The organism is Pseudomonas migulae, from assembly GCF_043225285.1.
Classification (GTDB): Bacteria; Pseudomonadota; Gammaproteobacteria; order Pseudomonadales; family Pseudomonadaceae; genus Aquipseudomonas; species Aquipseudomonas migulae_C.
Genome location: NZ_CP171224.1, coordinates 753,345 through 778,764 on the forward strand (window position 1 = coordinate 753,345; position 25,420 = coordinate 778,764).

The 25,420-nt window shown below is 64.1% G+C and carries 4 protein-coding genes; all 4 read right to left on the reverse strand.

Going from position 1 to position 25,420, the window contains the following annotated elements:
* Positions 1-29: 29 nt before the first annotated feature.
* From ACF6ZU_RS03575 to ACF6ZU_RS03590, 4 genes are read right to left on the reverse strand one after another with little or no spacing between them, the layout of a single operon-like run.
* The gene (locus tag ACF6ZU_RS03575; protein WP_392890553.1) at positions 30-11,828 is read right to left on the reverse strand and encodes an amino acid adenylation domain-containing protein; all 11,799 of its coding nucleotides are present in this window, start codon (positions 11,826-11,828) and stop codon (positions 30-32) included.
* Entirely contained in the window at positions 11,825-14,923 is a 3,099-nt protein-coding gene (locus ACF6ZU_RS03580) for an amino acid adenylation domain-containing protein (RefSeq protein ID WP_392890554.1), read from the reverse strand. Before ACF6ZU_RS03580 ends, ACF6ZU_RS03575 begins: the two co-directional genes overlap by 4 nt.
* Positions 14,924-14,934: 11 nt before the next feature.
* Complete coding sequence (locus tag ACF6ZU_RS03585; RefSeq protein WP_392890555.1) at positions 14,935-15,993, reverse strand: TauD/TfdA family dioxygenase; 1,059 nt, start codon at positions 15,991-15,993, stop codon at positions 14,935-14,937.
* A 54-nt stretch (positions 15,994-16,047) separates the two neighbouring features.
* Positions 16,048-25,284 (reverse strand): amino acid adenylation domain-containing protein, encoded by a 9,237-nt coding sequence (locus ACF6ZU_RS03590; RefSeq protein WP_392890556.1) that lies wholly within the window; start codon positions 25,282-25,284, stop codon positions 16,048-16,050.
* Between the last annotated feature and the right edge of the window lie 136 nt (positions 25,285-25,420).

Consider the following 25,420-nt stretch of genomic DNA (forward strand, 5'->3'; position numbering starts at 1 on the left):
GGGCGAGCTTGTTTTGGCGCGGTAAAACCTCAGTCCTGCGTCACCACCTCCCGAGCGAGTGCCGTCACCACGGCGTCCAGGCATTCATCCCGTTGCAGGATATCGAAGTGGCTGGCCGTCACCGTTTGCACCTTGCGCAGCCGTGGTTGCTGGCGTTCCAGCGTTGCCCGTTCCGCCGTCGGGTTGCCATCGGCCCACCAGCAGCACAGTTCGGCGTGCGGCAGCGGCAAGGTCTCGACCTGCCGCGACAGCGCCTTCAAGCGCGTGCTGACCATGAACGTCTGCGCCAGCTCATCGGCTCCGAGCAATGCGTAACCGCTGGCCTGCTCGCCTTCGGTGTCGATGACCGTGCGAATGATCCGCGCGACGGCGTCCTGATCTCCCGTGGCTTCGACACTCAATGCCCGGTCAACAATCTCACTGTCCATGCTCAGGGTCGCACCGAGGAACTCGCGCAGGTCCGCCCGCCACTCATCCACACTGGCGACGGCGTTGGCCTGGGTCGGCACAAAACTGTCCACCAGGCCGACGAACGCCGCACGCTGGCCCTGCCGTTCAAGCAGGTCAGCGACCATCAACGCCAGCGCCCCGCCCAACGACCAGCCCAGCAAGTGATACGGGCCTTGCGGTTGCTTGCGACGGATCGCTTCGACGTAGTCCGCCGCCATTTGCTGCAGCGAAGTGTCGTGCCACTGGCGGTCGAGCAGCATGCGGCATTGCACGCCATACACCGTGCGCAGGCCTTCGAGCCGACGGGCCAGCGGTTCGTAGTCGAACACCGTGCCGAACCCGGCGTGCAGGCAGAACAGCGCCGTTTGATCGTCCACTGGCTGGTTCAACAGCAGCAACGGTTCCGGGCTCTGTTTGAGCGGTTGTTCATCGACACCGGACAACCCGGCGATGGTCGGTTTGGCCATCATGTCGCGCAGTTTCAGCTGGAAGTTCGGCTCGTTCAGCGCGCGCACCTTCGAGATCACTTTGAGCGTGCGCAGCGAGTCACCACCCAGCTCGAAGAAGTTGTCGGTGATGCCGACTTTGTCGATGCCCAGCACTTGTTGCCAGATCTCGGCCAGCGCCCATTCCAGCGGCGTGCGCGGGGCCACGTATTCACGCCCCTCGAAGGTCGGATCGGGCAAGGCCTTGCGGTCGAGTTTGCCGTTCGGTGTCAGCGGGAAACGCGGCAGCACCACGACCTGCGTCGGCACCATGTAATCCGGCAGGCTTTCACGCAAGGCCGCCTGGCAACGCAGGCCCAGGCCGTCGTCTTCAGCCGCGACCACATAGCCGATCAGTTGCGGCCCCTGCCCGCCGTCACGCACCACCACCAGCGCGTCGTTGACCCCGACCTGCTCGCGCAGACGGGCTTCGATTTCACCCAGTTCGATGCGGAAGCCGCGCACTTTGACCTGATGGTCGATGCGCCCCACGTAATCGAACACACCGTCCTCACGGCGGCGCACCAGGTCACCGGTGCGGTACAAACGACCGCCCTCGCGGCTGAACGGATCGGCGACGAAACGCTCGGCGGTTTGCCACGGGTGACGGTGGTAGCCGCGCGCAACGCCGCGACCGCCGATGTACAGCTCACCGACCATGCCCACCGGTAGCGGGTTGAGGTCCATATCCAGCACGTGCAGGCTGCGGGTGCCGACACGGCGGCCAATCGGCGCATACATCGCCTCGCAGTGGCCGTCGGCAGCGATTTTCCACAGCAGCGGCGTGACTACGGTTTCCGTCGGGCCGTAACCATTCACCAGGTATTGCGGCTTGAGCGTGTGCTTGACCCGTTCAAACGTGGCGTCCGGCACCGCATCGCCACCGAAGCAATAGATGCGCACCGGCGGTGGATTGCCGCCCTGCAATTCGGCGTGTTCGGCCAGTTGCAGCAAGTACGCCGGCGGGAAGCAGGCGACGCTGATGCGCTGACGATGCAACACCGCCAGGGTCTGTTCGGCGGTCCACAAGGTGTTGTCGCGCACCACCAACGTCGACCCGCTGATCAGCGCGGTGATCCAGCGTTCATGGGCACCGTCGAAGGCGAACGACATGAAATGCAGTTCGCGGTTGGTCGGGTCCATGTCGTACAGCTCGGCAATCGCCTGCACGTGCATGCTCAACGGCCCGTGGGCCACGGCCACGCTTTTCGGTTTGCCGGTCGAGCCCGAGGTGTAAATCAGGTAGGCCAGTTGTTCCGCGTGTACATCAAGCAATGGCGCCGACACCTCGGCGTCGAGGTTCAAGCGGTCCACGGCGACCATCGGCGTGCCCGGATTGAGTTGCGCCGTGTCACGCAAACGTTCCTGGGTCAGCAGCAAGCGCATGTCGCTGTCGGCCATCATGTAGCGCAGGCGTTCCTGCGGGTATTGCGGGTCCAGCGGCACATAAGCGGCGCCGCACTTCATCACCGCCAGCAGCGACACAACCAGCTCCAGCGAGCGCTCCATGAACACGCCGATCACGTCTTCGGCCTGTACGCCCTGCGCAAGCAAGTGCACCGCGAGTGCGTCTGAACGACGGTCCAGCTCGGCATAACTCAACTGTTCGGCGTCGCGGTCGGCGTAGCTCAGCACCAGCGCGGTGTGCTGCGGTTGCAGCCGCGCCCGTTCGCGGATCAGTTCGTGCACAGGCAATTCATGATCGTCAGCCAGCGTCGGCAGGTCGCCGTCCAGTTGCCGACCTTCGTCCAGCGTCAGCAAACCGAGTTCGCCAACGGCCCGACCGGCGTTGTCGCACAGCCGCTGCATCAGGCTTTCCATGTGGCTGCGCAGGGTTTCGACGGTGGTGAGATCGAACTGATCGCGTTGGTGCATGTACTCGATGCGCAGCCCTTCATCGAGGCTGACCATCAAGTCCATGGCAAAGCTGGTCAGGCCGAAGTCGGAGACATCTTCGAAGCGCAGGGAATCGCCGTTCCATTCGCGCAGCGTGCGGTCCACCGGCTGGTTTTCGAAAACGATGATGCTGTCGAACAGCGACTGCCCGCCGTGCCCGGCCCAGCGCTGAATGTCGCTGAGCGGGGTTTGCTGGAAGTCGCGGATGTCGAGGTTGTAGGCCTGGATCTCGCGCAACCAGTCACCGACGCTCGCTTCGGTCGGCACACTGTTGACCACCGGCAAGGTATTGATGAACAGCCCGAGCATGTTCTCCGAACCGCTGAGGGTTTCCGGGCGGCCCGACACCGTGGCGCCGAACGTCACCGTGCGCTGGCCGGTGTAGCGCTGCAACAGCAACAGCCATGCGGCTTGCACCAGGGTGTTGAGCGTGACTTGCTGTTGCTGGGCAAACGCCTGCATACGCGCGGTTTGCTCGCCACTCAGGTGCGTATAGATCGCGTGATAACCCGCTTGCGGCGCCTTCACCGGCAAGGCGCGGGCCAGATGCGTGGCACCTTCGAGCGTGGTGAGCCTGGCTTTCCAGAACGCTTCGCTGGCCTCGGCGACCTGCTGGCCGAGCCAGTCGATGTAGTCGCGATACGCGGCCACCGGTTCCTGCGCGTCGCCGCTGTAATGACGCAGCACTTCACCGATCAGGCGCGACACACTCCAGCCGTCCATGAGGATGTGGTGATAGGTCCAGATCAGGCGATAACGGTCGTCTTCCAGACGCACCAGCAACAGACGCAGCAACGGCGCGCGGTTCAGCGAGAAGCCACGTTCACGTTCATCGGTGGCCAATTGGCGCACACGTTCAGGCTGGTTATCCAGGCCGCGCCAGTCCAGTTCGGTCAGCAGCGCCGGCGCATTGCGCAGCACCACTTGCAGCGGCTCCTTGTCGCCCTCCCACAGGAACGCGGTGCGCAGGATCGCGTGACGTTGCGCCGCGTCGGCCCAGGCTTCGCGGAAGCGCTGACCGTCAACGCCGCGCACGCCCACTTCGATCTGGTTGACGTACAGCCCCGAGTCGCCGTCCTGCACCGAGTGGAACAGCATGCCCTGCTGCATCGGCGACAGTGGGTAAACGTCGTCCACCTCGTCTGCCGTCAAGGCCAGCGCCTGATATTGCGCGGCGCTCAGTTCGATCTTCTGCGCCGGTGCAACAACTACCGGCGCGGCTTCCTCGGCGTCCACCGCCTGAGCGACCGTTGCCAGTTCGGCAATGGTCGGGTGACTGAACACGTGCTTCGGCGAAATGCTCAGGCCGGCTTTGCGCGCCCGGCTGACCGCCTGGATCGACACAATGGAATCGCCGCCCAGTTCGAAGAAGTTGTCCTGAATGCCGACCGGCACCTCGAACAGCGCCTGCCAGACTTCTTGCAACGCCGCCTCCACGGCTGTGCGCGGTGCGACGTATTCACGAACCTGCTGATCGGGTTGTGGCAACGCGCGGCGATCAAGCTTGCCGTTCGGCGTCACGGGCAGTTGCTCAAGCACCAGCACATGGCTCGGTTGCATATGCTCGGGCAACGCATTGCGCAGGTGCTGTTTGAGTTCATCGAGCACCAACGGCTGGCCGACCACATAAGCCACCAATTGCTTGGATTTACCGACATCCAGCGCGATCACCACCGCCTCGCGCACCTGTGGATGTTCCAGCAGGCAGGCCTCGATTTCACCCAGTTCGATGCGCAAACCGCGAATCTTCACTTGATGGTCGATGCGGCCGACGTACTCGATCACACCGTTATCGCGATAACGCGCCAGGTCGCCGGTGCGGTACAGGCGCTCGCCCTGGGTGCCGAACGGGCTGGCGACAAAGCGCTCGGCCGTCAGGTCCGGACGACGGTGGTAACCCCGCGCCAGACCGATGCCGCCCAGGTACAGCTCACCGACGCAGCCGGCCACTTGCGGTTGCAGGCTGTCGTCGAGAATGTAGGTCACCAGGTTGGCGATCGGGTAACCAATCGGCACGCTGATCGAGCCATCCTCGACGCAGGTCCAGTGGGTCACGTCGATGGCGGCTTCGGTCGGCCCGTACAGGTTGTACAAAGCAACGCCTGGCAGCACGCGGAACAGGCTGTTCTGCAAATCCGCCGACAGTGCTTCGCCGCTGCACATGATCTGCCGCAGGCTGGCGCAATGCTCGAAGCCTTCACCCTGGACAAAGGCCTGCAACATCGACGGCACGAAATGCAGGGTGCTGACCTGATACTGCTCGATCAGCCGCACCAGTTGCGCCGGGTCGCGATGGGCGCCCGGTTCGGCGACCGCAAGGCGCGCACCGACCATCAGCGGCCAGAAGAACTCCCACACCGACACGTCAAAACTGAACGGGGTTTTCTGCAGCACGGTGTCGCGACCGTCCAGCGGGTAGGCGCCCTGCATCCACTCGATGCGGTTGCACAACGCATCGTGACGGTTGGCCGCGCCCTTCGGTTTGCCCGTGGAGCCGGAGGTGTAAATCATGTACGCCAGCGATTGCAGCTCGACCACGCACGGCAGGTTTTCGTCGCTCAAGCCTTCGACCAGTTGAGCGCTGTCGTCCAGGCAGATCGCCGTGGTCCCGGCGGGAATCGGCAATTGCGCCAGCAGATGACGCTGGGTCAACAGCACGTGCACGCCGCTGTCCTCGAACATGTGCTCCAGGCGTTCGCGCGGGTAATCCGGGTCCAGCGGCACATAGGCGCCGCCAGCCTTCATGATCGCGAGCAGACCGATCACCAGTTCCAGCGAACGCTCGGCGGCAATCCCCACCAGCACTTCTGCGCCGACACCCTGGGCGCACAGGTAGTGCGCCAGGCGGTTGGCCTGCTGGTTGAGTTGACGATACGTCAGGCTCTGACCGGCAAATACCAGCGCCGGCGCGTCCGGGGTTTTAAGCACCTGGGCTTCGAAGCACAGGTGGACCGGACGCACGTCCGGCCAGCTCACGGCGGTGTCGTTGAAGCCTTGCGCTTGCTGCGCAGTCTGCGCAGCGTCGAGCAGGTTCAGACGGCCCAAGGCCTGTTGCGGTTCGCGCACCATGGCATCGAGCAACGCCACCAGACGACTGCTCAGGCCGTCGATGGCCTCGGCGGTAAACAGCGCGGTGTCGTAATTGAAGCGCAGGTCCAGGCACTCGCCCAGCTCGGCGGCGATGGCTAGCGGGAAACTGGTTTGATCGTGATTGCTGATACCCGAGAACTTCAGCGCACTCGGATTACCACCCTCCAGCGCCTCGGCGACCGGGTAGTTTTCGAACACCAGCAGCGTGTCGAACAGCGCCTCGCCCGAGTGCCCGGCCCAGCGCTGCACATCCGCCAGCGGCGTGTATTCGACATCGCGCAGTTTGAGGTTCAGCGCCTGCACCTCGTCCACCCATTGGCTGACCGTGCGCTCAGGATGTGGCGTGGCGATCACCGGCAAGGTGTTGATGAACAGGCCAACTTGCTGCTCGATCCCCTGCAACTCGCTCGGACGCCCCGACACCGTGGCGCCGAACGCCACCGTGCGCTGGCCGGTGTAGCGCTGCAACAGCAACAGCCACGCCGCTTGCAGCAAAGTGTTCGGCGTCACGCGGACCTGACGGGCAAAGCCGCTCAGGCGCTCGGTGGCCGCCCGGTCCAGGCTCAGGTGAACGGTGCGATGACCGTTGCCCTGCCCGGCGACCGGCCCGGGTAGTGCGCCCGCCAGCCGGGTCGGCTCGTTGAACGCCTGCAACTGTTCCAGCCAGAACGCTTCGCACGCGGTACGATCACGCCCGCCCAGCCACGTCATGTAGTCGCGATAACGACCGCCGCTCGCCTCCGGAGTCACACCGGCGTAACGCTGCAACACTTCGCCGAACAGCTGCGAGGTGCTCCAGCCGTCCAGCAGAATGTGGTGGTTGGTGAAAATCAGGTGATGGGTGTCGTGCGCGGTTTGCACCAGGGTCAGGCGCAGCAACGGCGCGGCTGTCAGGTCGAAACCGCGCAGGCGATCACTTTCGGCCAGACGTTCCAGAGCCAGTGCCTGATCCGCTTCATGGCGCCAGTCGAGCACGGTCACCGGCAGCGTGGCGTTGGCCAGAATCACTTGCAGCGGCTGCGAGCCATGGCTCTCGCTGAAGAACGCGGCGCGCAGCACTTCATGGTTTTCCAGGGTCTGTTGCCAGGCGCTGCGGAACGCCTCGACCTCGATGCCCTGCACGTCCACGCGCATTTGCGGGATGTAGGCGCCGGCATCCGGGGCGAACAGGCTGTGGAACAACATGCCTTCCTGCATCGGCGACAGCGGGAAGATGTTTTCGATCTCGCGCGCCGCCAGTGGCAGTGCATCGAGCTGCGCCTGATCGACGCGGACCAGCGGCACGTCACTCGGCGTCAGGCCACCGGCACCGCTGAGGCAGTGTTCGATCAGCTGTTGCAACTCGGCGGCATAGGCGTCGGCCAGACGCTGCACCGTGTGCTCGGCAAACACGTCGCGACTGAAGGTCCAGCTCAGGCGCAGTTGCCCGGCGTACACCTGACCGTTGATGCTCAGGCCACGGTCCAGCGAGGCCGAAGCCCCTTGTTCGGCGCCACCGCTTTCCTGGGCTGGGCGCCATGGCGCCTGCTCATCGAAGCTGGCATCGAACTGGCCCATGTAGTTAAAGGTGACTTGCGGTTGCGGCAGATCCTCAAGCCCGGCCTGCGCCAGATAACGCAGGATGCCAAAACCGATGCCTTTGTCCGGCACCGCGCGCAGCTGTTCCTTGACCGCCTTGATGCTCCCGGCCAGATCGCTGGCCGGGGTCAACTTGACCGGGAAAATCGAGGTGAACCAGCCCACGGTGCGGGTCAGGTCGATGTCGTCGAACAGGTCTTCGCGGCCATGGCCTTCCAGTTTGACCAGGGTCGACGGCTGGCCGGTCCAGTCGCCCAGCACCCGCGACAGGGCCGTCAGCAACAGGTCGTTGACCTGCGTGCGGTACGCCGCCGGAGCGTCTTGCAGCAGTTGGCGGGTGAAGGTGCTGTCGAGCACGGTTTCCACGCTCACGGCATGCTGGCTGGCGAGACTGCCTTGCGGGTTGTCGGCGGGCAGGTCGACCATCACGTCGCGGTATTGGCCCTGCCAGTAAGCGGCCTGACTCGCCAGCTCAGGACTTTGCGCATGCAGCTGCAAACGCGCCGCCCACGCTTGATAAGCGCTGGATTTGGCCGGCAGGCGCAGGGGTTGGGCCTGAAGTGCCTGGCCGTAGGCCGTTTGCAAATCTTCGAGCAACAGACGCCAGGACACACCGTCCACCGCCAAATGATGCACCACCAGCAGCAAGCGCTGACCGGCTGCGCCCATGTCCACGAGCAAGGCGCGCAGCAATGGGCCGTCCTGCAAGTTCAGACTGGCTTGTGCGGCGTTGCAGTGTTCAAGCAACTCGTCAGCGTTCGCGGCCTGCCGCTGCCACAGCAGGTCGGCGCTGTTCCAGTGCTCGGCCTGAGCCTGTTGCCACACGCCATCCACCCGACGCAAACGCAGGCGCAACGCATCGTGATGTTCCAGCAGCGCGGCCAGTGTCTGTTGCAGGCTCGCGCTGTCCAGCGGTTCGCGCAGTTCCAGCAGCACCGACTGGTTCCAGTGGTCCCGGGCCTCGATGTTTTGCTCGAAAAACCAGTGCTGGATCGGCGTCAGCAGTACGTCGCCACGCACCGGTCCCTGATCGATGACCAGACCGGCACTGCGCTGCGCGACCTTCGCCAGACTCTGCACGGTCTGGTGTTGAAACAGATCACGCGGGGTGACGCGAATACCGGCCTGACGCGCACGGCTGACTACCTGAATCGAGATGATCGAATCGCCGCCCAGTTCGAAGAAGTTGTCGTCGATCCCCACGCGCTCGAGCTTGAGCACGTCCTGCCAGATCGCCGCCAACTCGGCTTGCAGGTCGTCCACCGGCGCCGAGTAAACCTGTTGCGCCAGGGCGGCATCCGGCTTGGGCAGCGCATTGCGATCGAGTTTGCCGTTGCTGGTCAGCGGCCACTGGTCGAGCTTGAGCAAATGCGCCGGCACCATGTAATCCGGCAGGCCGGCCTGCAAGTGTTCACGCAACGACTGACGCAAATCAGCGACGTCCTGGCTGACGGTGAACCAGGCGACCAATTGCTGACTGCCATTGATTTCGGGGGCCAGCACCAGCGCTTGTTCAATGGCCGGGTGACTTTGCAGGCGATCCTGAATTTCCCCCAGCTCGATGCGGAAGCCACGAATCTTCACTTGATGGTCGATACGCCCGGCGTATTCGATGCTGCCGTCGGCGCAATAGCGCGCCAGATCGCCGGTGCGATACAGGCGTGCACCCGCCTCGGCGGCGAACAGGTCCGGAACAAAGCGCGTGGCGGTCAGGTCGGCGCGCTGGTGATAACCCCGCGCCAGGCCAGCACCACCAACGTACAGCTCGCCGACACAGCCCTTGGCCACCGGGTTCAGACGCGGGTCGAGCACGTACCAGCGCAGGTCGGCAATCGGCTCGCCCAGTGGCGAGCTGTTGGCACCGTCGAGGTCGGCGCGGGACAACGGTCGGTAGGTCACGTGCACCGTGGTTTCGGTGATGCCGTACATGTTGATCAACAGCGGCTGTTGGTCGTCGAACGCGTCGTACCACGGACGCAGGCTCGCGACGTCCAGCGCCTCGCCGCCGAACACCACATAACGCAGGGCCATGCCCTGGGCACTGGCGCAGGCAAACGGCATCAGCTGACGGAACGCCGACGGGGTCTGGTTGAGCACCGTGACCCGTTCTTCGCACAGCAGGCGAGCGAAGTCTTCCGGGGAGCGGCTGATGGCGTGCGGCACCACCACCAGCTTGCCGCCGTAGAACAACGCGCCAAAGATTTCCCAGACGGAGAAGTCGAAAGCGTAGGAATGGAACAGGCTCCAGACATCGTCCGCATTGAAACCGAACCAGTGTTCGGTGGCGCTGAACAGGCGGGTCAGGTTGCTGTGGGGCAACAAGGTGCCTTTGGGTTTGCCGGTGGAGCCGGAGGTGTAGATGACGTACGCCAGGTTTTCCGGGTGGGTCAGGTTCGGCAGATTGTCGGCGGACGCCTCATTCAGCCAGTCGCTGGCGTGGTCCAGGCAAATCACTTCGATGCCTTCGGACAACGGCAGGCGCGGCAACAGCGCGGAGTTGGTCAGCAACAGGCGCGTACCGCTGTCGGCCAGCATGTAGGCCAGGCGATCCTGCGGGTATTCCGGGTCCAGCGGCACGTAGGCGCCGCCGGCCTTGAGGATCGCCAGCACGCTGACGATCATTTCCAGCGACCGCTCCAGCGCGATACCGACCAACACGTCGGGCCCGACGCCGCGTTCGCGCAGACGCTGGGCGATGCGGTTGGCCTGCTGGTTCAGTTGTGCGTAGCTGAGGGTCGCGCCGTCGCAGGTCACCGCGATGTTGTTCGGGTGCGCGGCAGCCTGGACTTCGATCAGTTGATGCGCGCACAGCGTGTTCAGGGTCTGCGAAGTGGCGCTGCGGTTCCAGTCCAGTAACGTGGCCTGCTGCTCGGTTGCGGCGAGCATGTTCAGGTCGGCCAAGGCGACCGAGCCGTCGGCGCAAATAGCTTGCAACAGGTTCAGCCAATGCTCGCCGAGACGCTCGATGGTCGCGGCGTCGAACAGTTCGGTGGCATAGACAAACGAAGCGTGGATGCCGTCGTCGCTTTCCACGGTGTCGAGCATCAGCTCGAACTTGGTGGTCTTTTCGTCCCAGATCAGCGGCTCGACGCTCAGGCCCGGCAAGTCCCAGCGCTGTTCGCCGCCAGCCTCGCGCTGGTGGTTGAACATCACCTGGAACAACGGCGTGTGGCTCAGGCTGCGCTCAACATCGAGCCCATCGACCAACTGCTCAAAAGGCAAATCCTGATGCGCCTGCGCGCCCAGTGCCGCCGTCTTGACCTCGGCCAGCAACTGCAAAAATGGCTGATCGGCATGGGGTTGGGTACGCAACACCTGAGTGTTGACGAAAAAGCCCAGCAGGTTTTCCACGTCCTGGCGGGTGCGGTTGGCAATCGGCACGCCGACGCGAATGTCCCGTTCGCCGCTGTAGCGATGCAGCAGGGTTTGCAACGAAGCCATCAGCACCATGAACAGCGTGCAGCCTTCGCGACGGGCAAGATCTTTCAGAGCCGACGCCAGGGCCGCCGGCACAGTCAACTCGACGCTGGCGCCCTGCTGGCTCGGGATCGCCGGACGACGGCGGTCGGTCGGCAGGTTCAGCGGCGGGTGCTCACGGCCCAGTTGTTCACGCCAATATTCAAGTTGACGCTCGGACTCACCGGCCTCCAGCCACAGGCGCTGCCAACGGGCGAAGTCGGCGTACTGAATACCCAGCGCCGGCAGCTGCGGCGCTTGCCCGGCGCTCAGTTGCGCGTAGAGCCGGGTGAATTCCTGCAACAGAATCGGCAGCGACCCGCCGTCGGTGACGATGTGGTGGAACGTCAGCACCAGCACGTGCTGCTGCGCGTCGAGGCGGATCAACCGGCAGCGCATCAACGGGCCGTTCTGCAGGTCGAACGGCTGCTCGGCGTTCAGGCCGATCTGGCTCTGCAGTTCGGTCTCGTCAGCGGCCTCGACCTCGACCAGCGGCGCGTCCATTTGCGGGTGGATTTTTTGCAGCACCTGCTGCTCGTCGAACACGAACGTGGTGCGCAGCACTTCATGACGCTGCACCAGCGCGACAAGGGTTTGCGCCAGCGCGGCGCGGTTCAGCTCACCGCTCAGGCGAAAGGCACCGGTCAGGTTGTACGCGGTCGCCTGCGGCTGCATCTGCCACAGGAACCACAAACGCTGTTGCGCGTACGACGCCGGCAAGGTGTCCACGGCCGGGTCCCTTGGCGGGATCGGCAGCAGCTCAAGGGTCAGGCCTTGCGCGTGCATCTTTTCTTGCAAGGCACGCCGCGCGTCCAGGCTCAAGCCGCAGAAACGCTGGGCCAGGGTCATCATTCTGTCCGGTGCAGCACTCATCGCGTGTGTTCCTCATCCACTTCGTCGAACAACGCTTCCAGGGCGTCTACATCGTTTTCTTTGTGTTCACTCTGTAGACGGAACTGCTCGATTTCCGTCGCCAGGCGCTCCAGCGTGTCACCCTCGAAGAACAGCTTCAGCGGGATCGACAGGTTCAGTTCTTCCTGAATCCGTGCGCGAATCCGCGTCGCCAGCAACGAGTGACCGCCAAGCTCGAAGAAGCTGTCATGCACGCCGACCCGCTCCACGTGCAGCGCTTCGGCCCAGATCGCCGCCAGGACTTTTTCCAGGTCGGTGCGCGGGGCAACGAAGGCACTGCGGCGCACGTCGAGGTCGAGCAAGGCCTGGCGGTTGAGTTTGCCGTTGGGCATCAGCGGGAAGCGTTCCAGCACCTGCAAGCGCACCGGCTGCATGTGCTCGGGCAATGCTTCGGCGAGGTGGCTGCGCAATTCGTTGAGGCGAATGTCGGCGGTGTCGGCCGGGGAAATCACGAAGCCCAGCAGTTGCGGACCGGTCGGTGTTTCGCGGGCGATGACGGCGGCGTCTTCGATGCCGGGGGCGCTGCGCATGGCGGATTCGATCTCGCCCAGCTCGATACGGAAGCCACGGATCTTCACTTGATGATCGACCCGGCCGAGGTACTCCAGCACGCCATCGGCGCGGTAGCGTGCGAGGTCGCCGGTGCGGTACAGGCGTTGACCGGCCTGTTTGGCAAACAGGTCAGGCACAAAGCGTTCGGCGGTCAGCGGAGCACGCTTGAGATAGCCGCGAGCAATACCCGCGCCGCCAACATACAGCTCACCTTCGACACCCACGGCCACCGGCATCAAGTCCGGGCCGAGCACGTGAATGCGCATGCCCGGAATCGGCTGGCCAATCGGAATGGTGTCGTCGTCCTGACCCAGCGGCAGTTCCCACGCCGAGCACCAGACCGTGCCTTCGGTCGGGCCGTATTCGTTGACCAGCGCCACGTGCGGCAAGGCTTCGCGATGGCGCGCGACCAGAGCGTTGCTGCACGCTTCGCCAGCGACGATCACACAGGCCAGCGCCGGGTTGTCGAGGTGTTCGAGAATCTGCGCGTGGTAGGACGGCAAGGTCAGGTAATGGGAAACCTCTTCGCGCTGGATCAGCGCCGCCAGCAGGGCCGGGTCCTTGTAGCTGTCTTCGTTCGGCAGGCACAGGGTCGCGCCCTGCCCCAACGCCCAGAAAACCCCGGCCACCGAGCTGTCGAAGGAGAACGACGAAAGCATCAGGAACGCCCGCAGCGGCTGACGGTAGAACGCGCTGCGTGCGAGGGTCGAGGCCACCGCGTTGGCGTGACTGATCATCACGCCCTTGGGCTTGCCGGTGGAGCCGGAGGTGTAAATCACGTAGGCGAGATTGTCGCTGTCGCCCAGGGTTGCCGGTTGCTCCTGCGATGCGGACCAGACTTCGGCTTCCGCCATCAGCGAAATCACCTGCTCGCCATGCAACCCTTCCGGCAGCGGCTGGCAGGCCAGCACCTGACGCGCGGCCGCGTCCTGCAACATGAATGCGAGGCGATCAATCGGGTAGTTGGGATCGAGCGGCAGGTACGCCGCGCCGGCCTTCAGCGTACCGAGCAAGGCAATGACGATTTCCAGCGAGCGCTGACCGTAAACCGCAACGATTTCATCCGGCGCCACACCTTGTGCGCGCAAGGTATTGGCCACCTGGTTGGAGCGTGCATCCAGTTCGGCGTAGCTCAGGCGTTGGCCATTGACGCTGACCGCGATGCGCTGCGGGTGCAGGCGCGCCTGTTCGCTGAACAGGTCTTGCAGGTAGCGATGCGGCAGTGCCTGTTCGGCCGCCAGCGGGTTGAAGCCTTCGATCAGACGGGTCATTTGCGTTGCATTGACCTGAGTCGCCTGGCCCAAGGTCAGCTCAGGCGCGGCCAGCAACTGACGGCTGAACTCGACAAACTGTTCCAGCCAGGCCGCCAGCATCGACTCGGGCACCGCGCCGGCCAGGCATGACAGCTGCAAGTGTTCGCCCTGAACCCGCAGGCGCAGGACTTCCAAGTTGGCATCATCCACGTCGATATTCGCGTCGGCATCAGCCTGATACACCAGACCGTAACGCAAGGGCGTCGCGAGTTCGGCGCTCAGTTCAAATTCGTTGAGGCAGTCGAGCCAGGACAGCGACTGCTCGACGCTGGCGTTGAAAGCCCCCAGCGCCTGCGCCAGGGTTTCATGGCTGCGGTGATCGAACGCCACCGGCAAACGCCGGGCGAAACGCCCCAGGGTCGCGGCGGTCTGCTCGTTGCGCCCCGCCACTTCCCAGCCCATCAGCAACTTTTCCTGATTGCCGATGCGCGCCACAAAGGCGCTCCACAGCAACAATGCCACCCGCTGTGCGTCGACACCCTGAGCGTCGGCCACCCGTTGCACATCGGCCAGCCATGCTCCGTCGTCGAGCGTCGCCTGATGGCGGGCCAGGGTCACATCGACGGCCTTTTCGAAAGGCAGACGATGGGCCAGCGCGAACTGCTGTTGCAGGTTGCGCCAGAACGCGGCGCCTTGATGGCCGATGTCTTCTTCGCGCAGTTCTTCCTGCCACGCGGTGTAATCCAGGTACTGCAAGTCTTCCTGATTGTCGGCCAGCGTTTCACCGCGCAGCACACTCGCCAGCTCCGAAGACAGCACCCGCAGCGACGCTTCATCGAAGCTGCTGGCCGGCGCCAGCAACGCGACGAAATGCTGACCGTCCGCGGTTTCCACTTGAGACACCACTAGCACTCGGTCCGGCGCCTCAACCAGGGTTTCACGACTGCGAATCAGCGCCTCGGCCAGCGAAGACGCGCGGTCCAGCAGCGTCACCGGCAGCTCATCGCACAGGCTCTGCACCGGCCACTTCATGCCCGGCAAGCGGCGATAGACCGTGCGCAGGGTTTCATGGCGCAGCCCCAATTCATCCAGTGCCGCGCGCAATGCCCGCGCCTCCACAGCCTCAGCCACCGGCACGGTCAGGGCGGCGAACAGCGGCTGTCCGCCCAGTTCCTGCGAGCGCAAATAAAAGGCCTGCTGAGCCGAAGTCTGGAAAACGTCTACCGAAGGTTCGAGGGCAGTGGTGTTCATGTCGAGGGTCCTTATTCCTGATCCAGGTCGGCGCTTTTCTGCGCGATGGCCATGGCCGTGAGGATTTTTCTGTAGCCAGTGAATTCGTTGCGCGCATGCACGCTGAGGATGTTGTCCAGCAGGACCACGTCGCCCTTCTCCCAGGCAAACTCGACCATCACGTCGCGGTAGATGCCTTGCAGGTGGCGGATGACGTCGTCGGGAATGGCCGTGCCGTCGCCGAAGAAGGTGTTCTGCGGCAGGTCCAGCGGGCCGAACTCACGCAGCAGGTTGTCGCGGATGCTGTCCGGCAGGGTCAGCGCGTTGAAGAAGGTGCCGTGGTTGAACCAGATGCGCTCGCCGGTCAACGGATGACGCACAATGGCCGGGCCGTTTTGCCGGGTGCGCAGGCGATTGCCCGACTTCCACTCGGCCTGAATGCCGATCTTCGCGCAGTAGGCTTCGACTTCGCCGCGGTCTTCGCTCTGGAACACGGTCTGCCAGGGCAACCCCATGCCGTCGCCGTAGTTGCGCACGTACATGATGCGTTTACGCTGGAATTCTTCGCGCACGGCCGGGTCGATCCGGGCGAGGATTTCGCGGGTGTCGCCGAACGGGGTTTCGCCGCCGGTGATCGAGGGCGTGTCGCAGTAGAAGTACAGATGACGCGGGAACACTGGTGAATAGGAATGCTCGTTGTGCGGGAAGATTTTCTCTGCCGCCGGGTAGTCCGTGGAGCTGTAGATCTTGAACTGGCCGGTGATCTGGGTCCGTGGCGAGGCGCGGAACAGGTACTCCAGGGCACCGTCGGAAATCGCCGCCACGCAGCGGTTGAACTCGGCAATGTCCGCCACCTGGAAACCGCGGAACAGAATCACCGCGTGTTCCAGCAGCTTGCTTTCGATCAGGGCGCGATGCTCCGTCGCCCATTCCACCAGGCTCACACCCGGCACCGCCGGGCGACACACCAGCGGCATGCTCACGCCGTCGAACATCGGCGCAAAACTCACCAGCCGGGTCGGGTCGGTGGACAGGCTCTTGCGCGCACCACGGCCGATTTTGGGAATGGACTTGGTGGTTGAAACAGTCATGAACCCCTCCAGAAAATGATGGCGGCGGCGCCCGGTTGGCGCCGCCGCTATAAATCAATCCGCCGCGCTTTGCGTGGCCGGTGTGCCGCGACGACGCTTGATCGCCATCGGCCCGCCCAGCAACGCCTTGCGCTGTTCGTTCAAGCGCGCCTCGGCACGTCGTTGCACCTCGGTGGCCAGTTCCAGCAGATCGCTGACCGTCAGTTCGTCGGCGCGCAGCAACGCTTGCAGTACCGCCTCGATCTGTTCGAACAGGCTTTGCAGCGTGCTCGGCAAGTACTGCCCGGCGGGTGTTTCGAAACTCAGGTGAATGTGTTCGGCCTCGTTGTAGAACGCGGCGACCATGCCGATCTCGGCGGCTTGCCGGCCCGACGGGAAGTCCTCGACCAGCAGGCCGTCCATGGACGGCAAACGACCAACGCCTTCCTGGTAGATCAACTTGATGTCGAACAACGGCGAACGCCCGGCCCGACGCGGCAAACGCAACGCTTCCACTAATCGCTCAAACGGCAAGTCCTGATGGTCCGAAGCCTCCAGCACCGCACGGCGACAGGCTTGCAACAACTGCTCGGCACCCTGCTCTTCATCCACTTCGATCTGCAGCACTAACTGGTTAACGAAGAAGCCGACCATTTGTTCAAGCTCAACTTGATTTCGGTTGGCGATATCGGTGCCGATGCGCACGCGACTGACCTCGGTGCGCTGGCGCAATACCAGGGTGAAACCGGCCAATAGCACCATGAACAGCGACAATCCACGCTGTTGGGCGAAGTCGCGCAACTGCTGACTCAAGGTCGAATTCAAGGTGAAATGTTGGCTGGCGCCTTCTTGCGCCTGGCGCTGATCGCCGTCGCCCGGCAGCTCCAGCACGGCTTGCGGCTGGCCAAGGCGCGCCTGCCAGTAATCGAGCTGACGCTGCAGCTCGCCGCCCTGCTCCAGCCACTGGCGCTGCCATTTGGCGAAGTCGGCGTATTGCACCGCGTGTTCCGGCAACTGCGCGACACCACCCCGGTTGAGGGTCGGATACAACGTGACGAATTCATTGATCAGAATCCGGAACGACCAGTCATCCGCGGCGATGTGGTGCACCGTCAGCAGCAGCACATGTTCCTGATCCGCGACCTGCAACACCCGCACCCGCAGCAGCGGCCCGTTGCGCAGGTCGAACGGCCGGGCGACTTCTTCACGGGCCAACTGCGCGGCTTCGACGTCGGGCGCCGGCAAATGCCGCAGGTCGCTGCTGGCGAAGTCCAACGGCAGCCCGGCGTGTACCCGCTGCCAGGCCTGGCCGTCTTCTTCATAGAACGTGGTGCGCAACACGGCGTGGCGTTGCACCAGGGTTTCAAAGGTCTGCTGCAGCCCCGACAGGTTCAACCCGCCGCGCAACCGCAAGGCGCCGGGCATGTTGTACATCGAGCTGTCGGGTTCGAGGTTCCACAGGAACCACAACCGTTGCTGGGCGAAGGACAACGGCTGGCGCTCACCGGACTGATCCGCCACCAGCGCCGGACGCTCGCAGGCGGCGTGCCGCAGGCCTTGCACCTGAACCGCGAAATCCTGCAGGCGCGGGTGTTCGAACAGGCTGCGCAAACTCACCGACAACCCCAGACGCTGACGAATCTGCGAGACGATCTGCGTGGCCAGCAACGAATGCCCACCCAACTCGAAGAAGCTGTTTTCGCGATCGACGCGGGCCACCTGCAGCACCTGTTGCCAGATCTGCGCCAGCTCGATTTCCAGCTCACCTTGCGGTGCGCTGCCGGCCACGGCTTCCCAGACTTCGGGTGCCGGCAGCGCCGCACGGTCGAGTTTGCCGTTGCGGTTGAGCGGCAATGCGCTCATCACCACCAGTTGTGCCGGGAGCATGTAATCCGGCAGACGCTCGCCCAGAACCTGGCGTACGGTGTCGGTCAGTTGACGGGCATCGGCGTTCGGCAACACCGGCACCACATAGCCGATCAGTTGCTTGCCGCCGACGCCTTCATGCACCAGCACCGCGGCTTCGCTGATCATCGGCAAGCCTTGCAGGTGCGCTTCCAGTTCACCCAGCTCGACGCGGAAGCCGCGAATTTTCACCTGATGGTCGATGCGCCCCAGGTACTCCAGCGCGCCGTCCTCGCGATAGCGCGCCAGGTCACCGCTGCGGTACAGGCGGGCGCCCGGCGTGGTAGAAAACGGATCGGCAATAAAGCGTTCGGCACTCAAGCCCGGACGCTGGTGATAGTGCTGGGCGATGCCGGCATCACCGCCGATGCACAACTCGCCCACGCAACCGGTTGGCAACAGATGGCCTTCGCTGTCCAGCACGTACAGCGCCCGACCGGGCAAGGCGCGGCCAATCGGCACGCCGATCAGGTTTTGCGTGTCGGCCAGGGTGCACAGGTGGGTGCTGGAAACCACCGTGGCTTCGGTCGGCCCGTAGGTGTTGAGCAGCCGTACGTCGCCGAGACCGGCGGCATGCCAGAGCTTCAGACCTTCCAGGGACATGGCTTCGCCACCGACGTGGACCTGACGCAGCCGGCCCTTGTCGCGCCGAGGCTGCGCGGCCCAATCCTGCGCCAGCAAATACCAGTAGGCCGCCGGCAAGTCCGCCAGGGTCACGCCCTGCTCGATGATCTGCCGGTACAAGGTGTCGGTGTCCCACAACTCATCGCCACGCAACACCAGCGCGGCGCCCACGCACAGCGGCGGGTAGCACTGCTCGACAAAGCCGTCGAAGCTGAACGTGGCGAATTGCAGCACGCGGTCGGTGGCGCTGAGTTGCGAATAGTCCGCCGCAATCACGCAAAACTCGCGCAGCGCGGCATGGGCCAGGCACACGCCTTTCGGCCGTCCAGTGGAGCCGGAGGTGTAGATCAGGTAGGCGAGGTCTTCGGCACTGGCCAGGTTGACCGGGTTGGCGGTGGAATATCCAACCAGCGATGCGGCGGTCAGCGTCAGACGCGGCAAACCTTCGGGCAACGCGACATCGGCCAGCAAATCGGGTTGCGCCAGCAGCAGGTCCATGCCGCTGTCTTCGATCATGTAGGCCAGGCGTTCGGCCGGGTAGTCCGGGTCCAGCGGTACGTAACCGGCACCGGACTTGAGGATGGCCATGAGGCTGACGATCATCTGCGCATTGCGCCGGACCGACAGGCCGACCCGTTGTCCCGGCGCCACACCTTGTTCGCGCAGGCGATGGGCGAGCTGGTTGGCCTGGGCGTTGAGCTGTGCATAAGTCAGGCGCTCGTCGCCGGCGATCACGGCCCATGCGTCGGGCGTGCGGGCCGCTTGCTGTTCGAAACGTTGATGGGCCAACAGCGGACTGCCCATCTGCGGCGCGGCGGGACGCGAACCCAGTAATACCTGCGCCGTTTGCTTCGCGTCCAGCAGGCTGACGGTGCCCAGCACCTGCTGCGGCTGCGCCACGAATTGCTCCAGCACATGCAGCAGGTTCGCACTCAGACGATCGATCTGCGCGGCGCTGAACAAGGCCCGGTCGAAACTGAACTCCAGACGCAGGCTGGCGCCGACTTCGATGCCGAGGGTCAGCGGGTAGCTGGTGATTTCGTGATTGCGCAATGCGCCGAACGTCAGGCCCGCCGGCGCCCCCTGCTTGAGCGCTTCGGCCACCGGGAAGTTTTCGAACACCAGCAAGCTGTCGAACAGCGCGTTGCCCTGCTGCCCGGCCCAGCCCTGAATGTCGTAGAGCGGCACATGCTCGAACTCGCGCAGGCTCAGGTTCAACGCTTGCAGTTCGTTGAGCCATTGGCTGACCGGTTGCGCGGACGACGGCGTGGCAATGATCGGCAAAGTGTTGATGAACAGGCCCAACTGTTGCTCGATACCCGGCAACGGCGCAGATCGCCCGGCAATCGTCGCGCCGAACGCCACGCACGATTGGCCGGTGTAGCGCTGCAACAGCAGACCCCATGCGCCCTGCAACAAGGTGTTGAGGGTTATTTTCTGCTGCCGGGCAAACGTTGCCAGGCGCTGCATCGCGGCGCTTTCGAGCGTCAGGTGATGCTCGCCCATGCCGTGGCCTTCGACCGGCGTCGGCAAGGCTTGGGCCAGCAAGGTCGGCGTTTCGAGCGCGGCCAGCGCCTGTTTCCAGAACTGTTCGCCCGCCGCCGTTGGCTGCTGCTGAAGCCAGCCCTGGTAGTCGCGGTATTGCCCCAAAGGTTTCGCCAGTGTCTGCCCGGCGTAATGCTGAATCACTTCGCCGAGCAACTGCGCGTTGCTCCAGCCGTCCATGAGGATGTGATGACTGGTGTAGATCAGGTGCCAGGCGTCGCTGCTCTGGCGCACCAACATCAAGCGAAACAGCGGCGCCGCACTGAGTTCGAAGCCACGGCTGCGCTCTTCGGCGGCCAGTGCATCGAGGTCGATATCGGCCGCTTCGATCACCTGCAATTGCAGGTCGATCTGGCGATGAATCACCTGATGCGCAGCTTCCAGGCCCAACCAGTGGAAGCTGCTGCGCAGAATGTCGTGACGGTTGATCGCCGCCTGCCACGCGCGCCCGAAGGCCGCCAGGTCCAGGCCCTGGATATCCAGGCGCAACTGGTTGATGTAAGCCTCGGCCTGGGGCTCGTACAAGGTGTGGAACAGCATGCCCTGCTGCATCGGCGTCAGCGGATAAATGTCTTCGATGGCCGATGCCACGACAGGCAAGGCGTCCAATTGCGCCTGGTCGATCCGCGCCAGCGGGAAGTCCGACGGCGTGGCCTCCCCGGCCGGCGTTGCGCAGCAGTGTTCGATCAGGGCGCTGAGTTCTTCGGTGTAGGCATCGGCCAGTTTTTGAACGGTGCTGTCGGCGAACATGTCGCGACTGAAGCCCCATTGCAGTGAAAGCTGGCCGCCGTAGACCTGGCTTTCCAGGGTCAGCCAGTTGGCCAGCGGCGCGTCGTCATCCTGGGCCTGGCCGCCGCTTTCCGCTGCGGGTACGAACAGCGCGTCCTCATCGAACTGGCGGTCGAACTGGCCGAGGTAATTGAAGGTGATGCGCGGCGCCGGCAATCCTTGCAACGCTTCACGCTGGGCCGGTTCGCCGAGGTAGCGCAGCAGGCCATAACCCAGGCCTTTATCGGGAATGGCACGCAGCTGTTCCTTGACCGCCTTGATCGAGTTCGCGGTGCCCGCTTGAGGTTGCAGGCGCACCGGGAACAGGCTGGTGAACCAACCTACGGTGCGCGTCAGGTCGAGGTCGTCGAACAGGTCTTCACGGCCATGGCCTTCGAGCTGGATCAGGGTCGAGCCCTGCCCGGTCCAGCGGCAGATCACCCGTGCCAGCGCGGTCAGCAACAGGTCGTTGACCTGGGTGCGGTAGGCCGCTGGCGTCGTTTGCAACAACTGGCGGGTCAAGCCGGTGTCGAGCTTCGATTCGATCTTGTGGCCGTGGCGATGCTGCACGCTGCCCAACGGGTTCTCGCACGGCAAGTCATGGGCATCGGCGTGTTGCGCCTGCCAGTACGGCAGCTGTTCATCCAGCGTGCGGGCATGCGCTTGCAGGTGCGCGGCCCAGTGTTGATAGGCGCTGGTTTTGCCAGGGAACGTCACCGCAACGCCCGCCGCCGATTGGGCGTAGGCCTGCTGCAGGTCTTCGAGCAACACTCGCCAGGACACGCCGTCCACCGCCAAATGGTGGACCGCCAGCAGCAGGCGTTGCGTGCCGTCGTCGAGGCTCACCAGCATGGCGCGCAGCAGCGGTCCTTCGGCCAGATCGAGGCTACGTTGTGCTTCATCGCACAGCGCCGTCAACGTCTCGGCCGATGTCGCCTGGCGCTGCCACAAACCCGCTGTTTCAACCGGCGATCCATGACGCTGTTGCCAGCCATCAGCACCTGCGGTGAAACGCAGGCGCAAGGCATCGTGATGGTTGATCACCGCAACCAGCGCGGCGTCCAGCGCATCAGGGGCCAACGCCTCACGCGGTGTCAGCAACAATGACTGGTTCCAGTGGTGCGGTTGCGCGACGGCCTGTTCGAAGAAGTAGTGTTGCGCCGGGGTCAGCACCACTTCGCCGCTGACCGGCCCTTGATCAATGACACTGCGGTTGTCGAACGCCGCCACCCGCGCCAGGCTGCGCACGGTCTGGTACTGAAACAGGTCGCGGGGGCTGAGGCGGATGCCGGCCTGACGGGCACGGCTGACCACTTGAATGGAGATGATCGAGTCACCGCCCAGCTCGAAGAAGTTGTCTTCGAGGCCCACGCGCTCCAGGCCCAAGACTTCCTGCCAAATCTGCGCCAGCGCCGTCTGCATCGCGTCTTGCGGCGCAACGAATGCCTGTTGCGGCGCCGCATCCGGTTGCGGCAGGGCCTTGCGGTCCAGCTTGCCGTTAGCGGTCACCGGCAAGGCATCAAGCGGCATCAGGTAGGTCGGCACCATGTATTCCGGCAAGCTGCTCAGCAACCAGGCCTTGAGGGTTTCCGGCCATTGCGCCTCGGCGTTTTCCAGCACCAGGTACGCCACCAGATGCTTGCCGCCCTGCACCAGGACCACCGCCTCGCGCACCAGCGGATGCTGCATCAGGCGGGTTTCGATTTCCCCCAACTCGATACGCAAGCCGCGCAGTTTGACTTGATGGTCGAGGCGGCCGAGGTATTCGATCACCCCGTCGGCACGCTGGCGCACGCGGTCGCCGGTGCGGTACAGGCGTGCGCCGTCATGGAACGGACACGGCACAAAGCGCTCGGCCGTCAACCCCGGACGCCGGTGATAACTGCGCGCCAGACCTGCGCCGCCCAGGTACAACTCCCCCGCCACGCCCGCCGGCACCGGCAGCAACTGCGCGTCCAGCACGTGGGTGCGCAGGTTGGCGATCGGCCGGCCGATGGGCACGCTGTCGGCGCCTTCGTCAACGCACGTCCAGTGGGTCACGTCGATGGCCGCTTCGGTCGGCCCGTACAGATTGAACAGACCGGCACCGGGCAACCTGGCGAACACTTGAAGCTGGGCATCCAGCGGCAGTGCTTCGCCGCTGCAGGCGATGCGTTTGAGGCTGGTGCAGGCTTCAACGCCCGGTTCGTGGATAAACGCCTGCAGCATCGATGGCACGAAGTGCAAGGTGCTGATGCCGAACTCGCCGATGAGGCGGATCAACCGCGCCGGTTCGCGATGCGCCCCCGGCGGCGCCACCACCAGACGCGCGCCGGTCATCAGCGGCCAGAAGAACTCCCAGACCGACACGTCAAAGCTGAACGGGGTTTTCTGCAACACCGAGTCGCTGCCGTCCAGGCCGTAGGCCTGCTGCATCCAGCACAAACGGTTGACCAGCGCCGCATGACTGTTGCCGGCACCCTTGGGTTTGCCGGTGGAACCGGAGGTGTAAATCACATAGGCCAGGTTCAGCGGATTTACCGACACCTGCGGGCAGGTTTCGCTGTAACCGTCCAGCCAGTCCTTGTCCTGATCCAGTGCGATGACCTTGATGCCCTCGGTCGGCAACGTGCCGACCAGAGAGCTCTGGGTCATCAACACAGTAATCGCACTGTCCTCGATCATGTAGGCCAGGCGCTCCGCCGGGTATTCCGGGTCGAGCGGCACATAGGCACCGCCGGCCTTGAGAATCGCCAACAGGCCAATGACCATTTCCAGCGAACGCTCGACGGCGATGCCCACCAGCACATCCGGACCGACGCCCTGCTCGCGCAGGTAATGCGCCAACTGATTGGTGCGCACATCGAGCTGTGCATACGTCAGCTGAAGGTCGCCGAACACCAGCGCCGATGCCTCTGGGGTACGCAGGGCCTGGGCGTGGATCAGTTCATGAAGGCATTGCTCGACGGGATAGGTTTCGGCGGTGCGATTCCAGTCATGCACCAGCACCCGTTGTTCATCCGCCGCCAGCATCGGCAACTCGCCGACCCGCTGATTCGTGTCGACCACCATCGCCTGCAACAGTCGCGTCCAGTGCTGCGCCATGCGCGCGATGGTCGGTGCGTCGAACAGGTCGCTGGCGTAGGTCAGCGCGGCGTGCAGCTTGCCACCCTGTTCGTAGGTATCGAGGGTCAGGTCGAACTGCGTGGTGCGCCCTTCCCACTCGATCGCGCCCAGCACCAGGCCGGACGCGGTGCTGATGCTGGACATGTCCGCCACCTGCGGCTGATGGTTGTACATCACCTGGAACAGCGGCGTGTGGCTGAGGCTGCGCTCGAGTTTCAGCGCTTCGACCAGACGCTCAAATGGCAAGTCCTGATGGGCCTGGGCACCGAGGGCAGTGTCCTTGATGGCGCGCAGCAGATCGTCAACGCGGGTGTGGCCATCGAGCCGGGTACGCAGCACCTGGGTGTTGACGAAGAAACCGATCAGGCCTTCGATTTCCGCGCGGTTGCGGTTGGCAATCGGCACGCCGACACGGATGTCGGTCTGTCCGGTGTAGCGATGCAACAACGCGTTGAACGCACCGAGCAACAGCATGAACAGAGTGATGTTGTGTTTCTGCGCGGTGGTGCGCAGTTGCTCGGCCAGTTGCGGGTCGACGGCGAACTCGTAGCGCGTGCCGCGATAACTCGGCATCGCCGGGCGCGAGTGGTCGGTGGGCAGTTCGAGTACCGGGTGTTCGTCGCCGAGTTGCGCCTGCCAGTAATCGAGCTGTCGCGCCTGCTCGCCCGCCTCCAGCCAGCGGCGTTGCCACAAGGCGTAGTCGCTGTACTGGATCGGCAGCGGCGCGAGTTGCGGTTGTGCACCGGCCTCGAAGGCGTCGTAGCAACGGATGAATTCGTCGATCAGCACGTTCATCGACCAGCCGTCGGAGACGATGTGGTGCAGGGTCAGCAGCAGGACGTGTTCCTGTTCGGCGAGTTTGAGCAGCGTGACGCGCAGCAGCGGACCGAAAGACAAGTCAAAGGGCTGCACCGATTGCTGCTCGGCCGCCTCGGCGACGGCACGTTCGCGCTCCGTCTCCGGCAAGGCGCTGAAGTCCACGTGTTTGATGACCAGCGGCGCGCGGACCGGCACTTGCAGCAAGGTGTCGTCGGCCTGACGCTGGAACACCGTGCGCAGGGTTTCGTGACGCTCCACCACGCTGGCGAAGGCTTGCTCCAGCGCCGGCAGGCTCAACGCACCGGTCAAGCGCACCGCGCCCGGCAGGTTGTAGGCGCCGCTTTGCGCGTCCAGTTGCCAGAGGAACCACATGCGCTGCTGGGCGTACGACAACGCCTGGCGATCTTCGGCCTCGACGCCGGCAGGAATCGGGAACCGGGCGAAATCAATGCCTTCCTTTTGCAAGGCCGCAAGGAACATCTGGCGCTTTTCCAGGGGCAACCCGATAAACCGGCGAGCAAGTTTCAAGGAGTCTTCAGCATTCATTTCTAAGCATCCGGATCAGTGGCGGGAAGCACAAAGGCACGTCGTCCCTATAAAACGAATGCAGTCCGGAAAAATTAGCGAATGAGAACGTGTAGGAGCGAGCCTGCTCGCGATGGAGGTCAACGATAATGCTGAA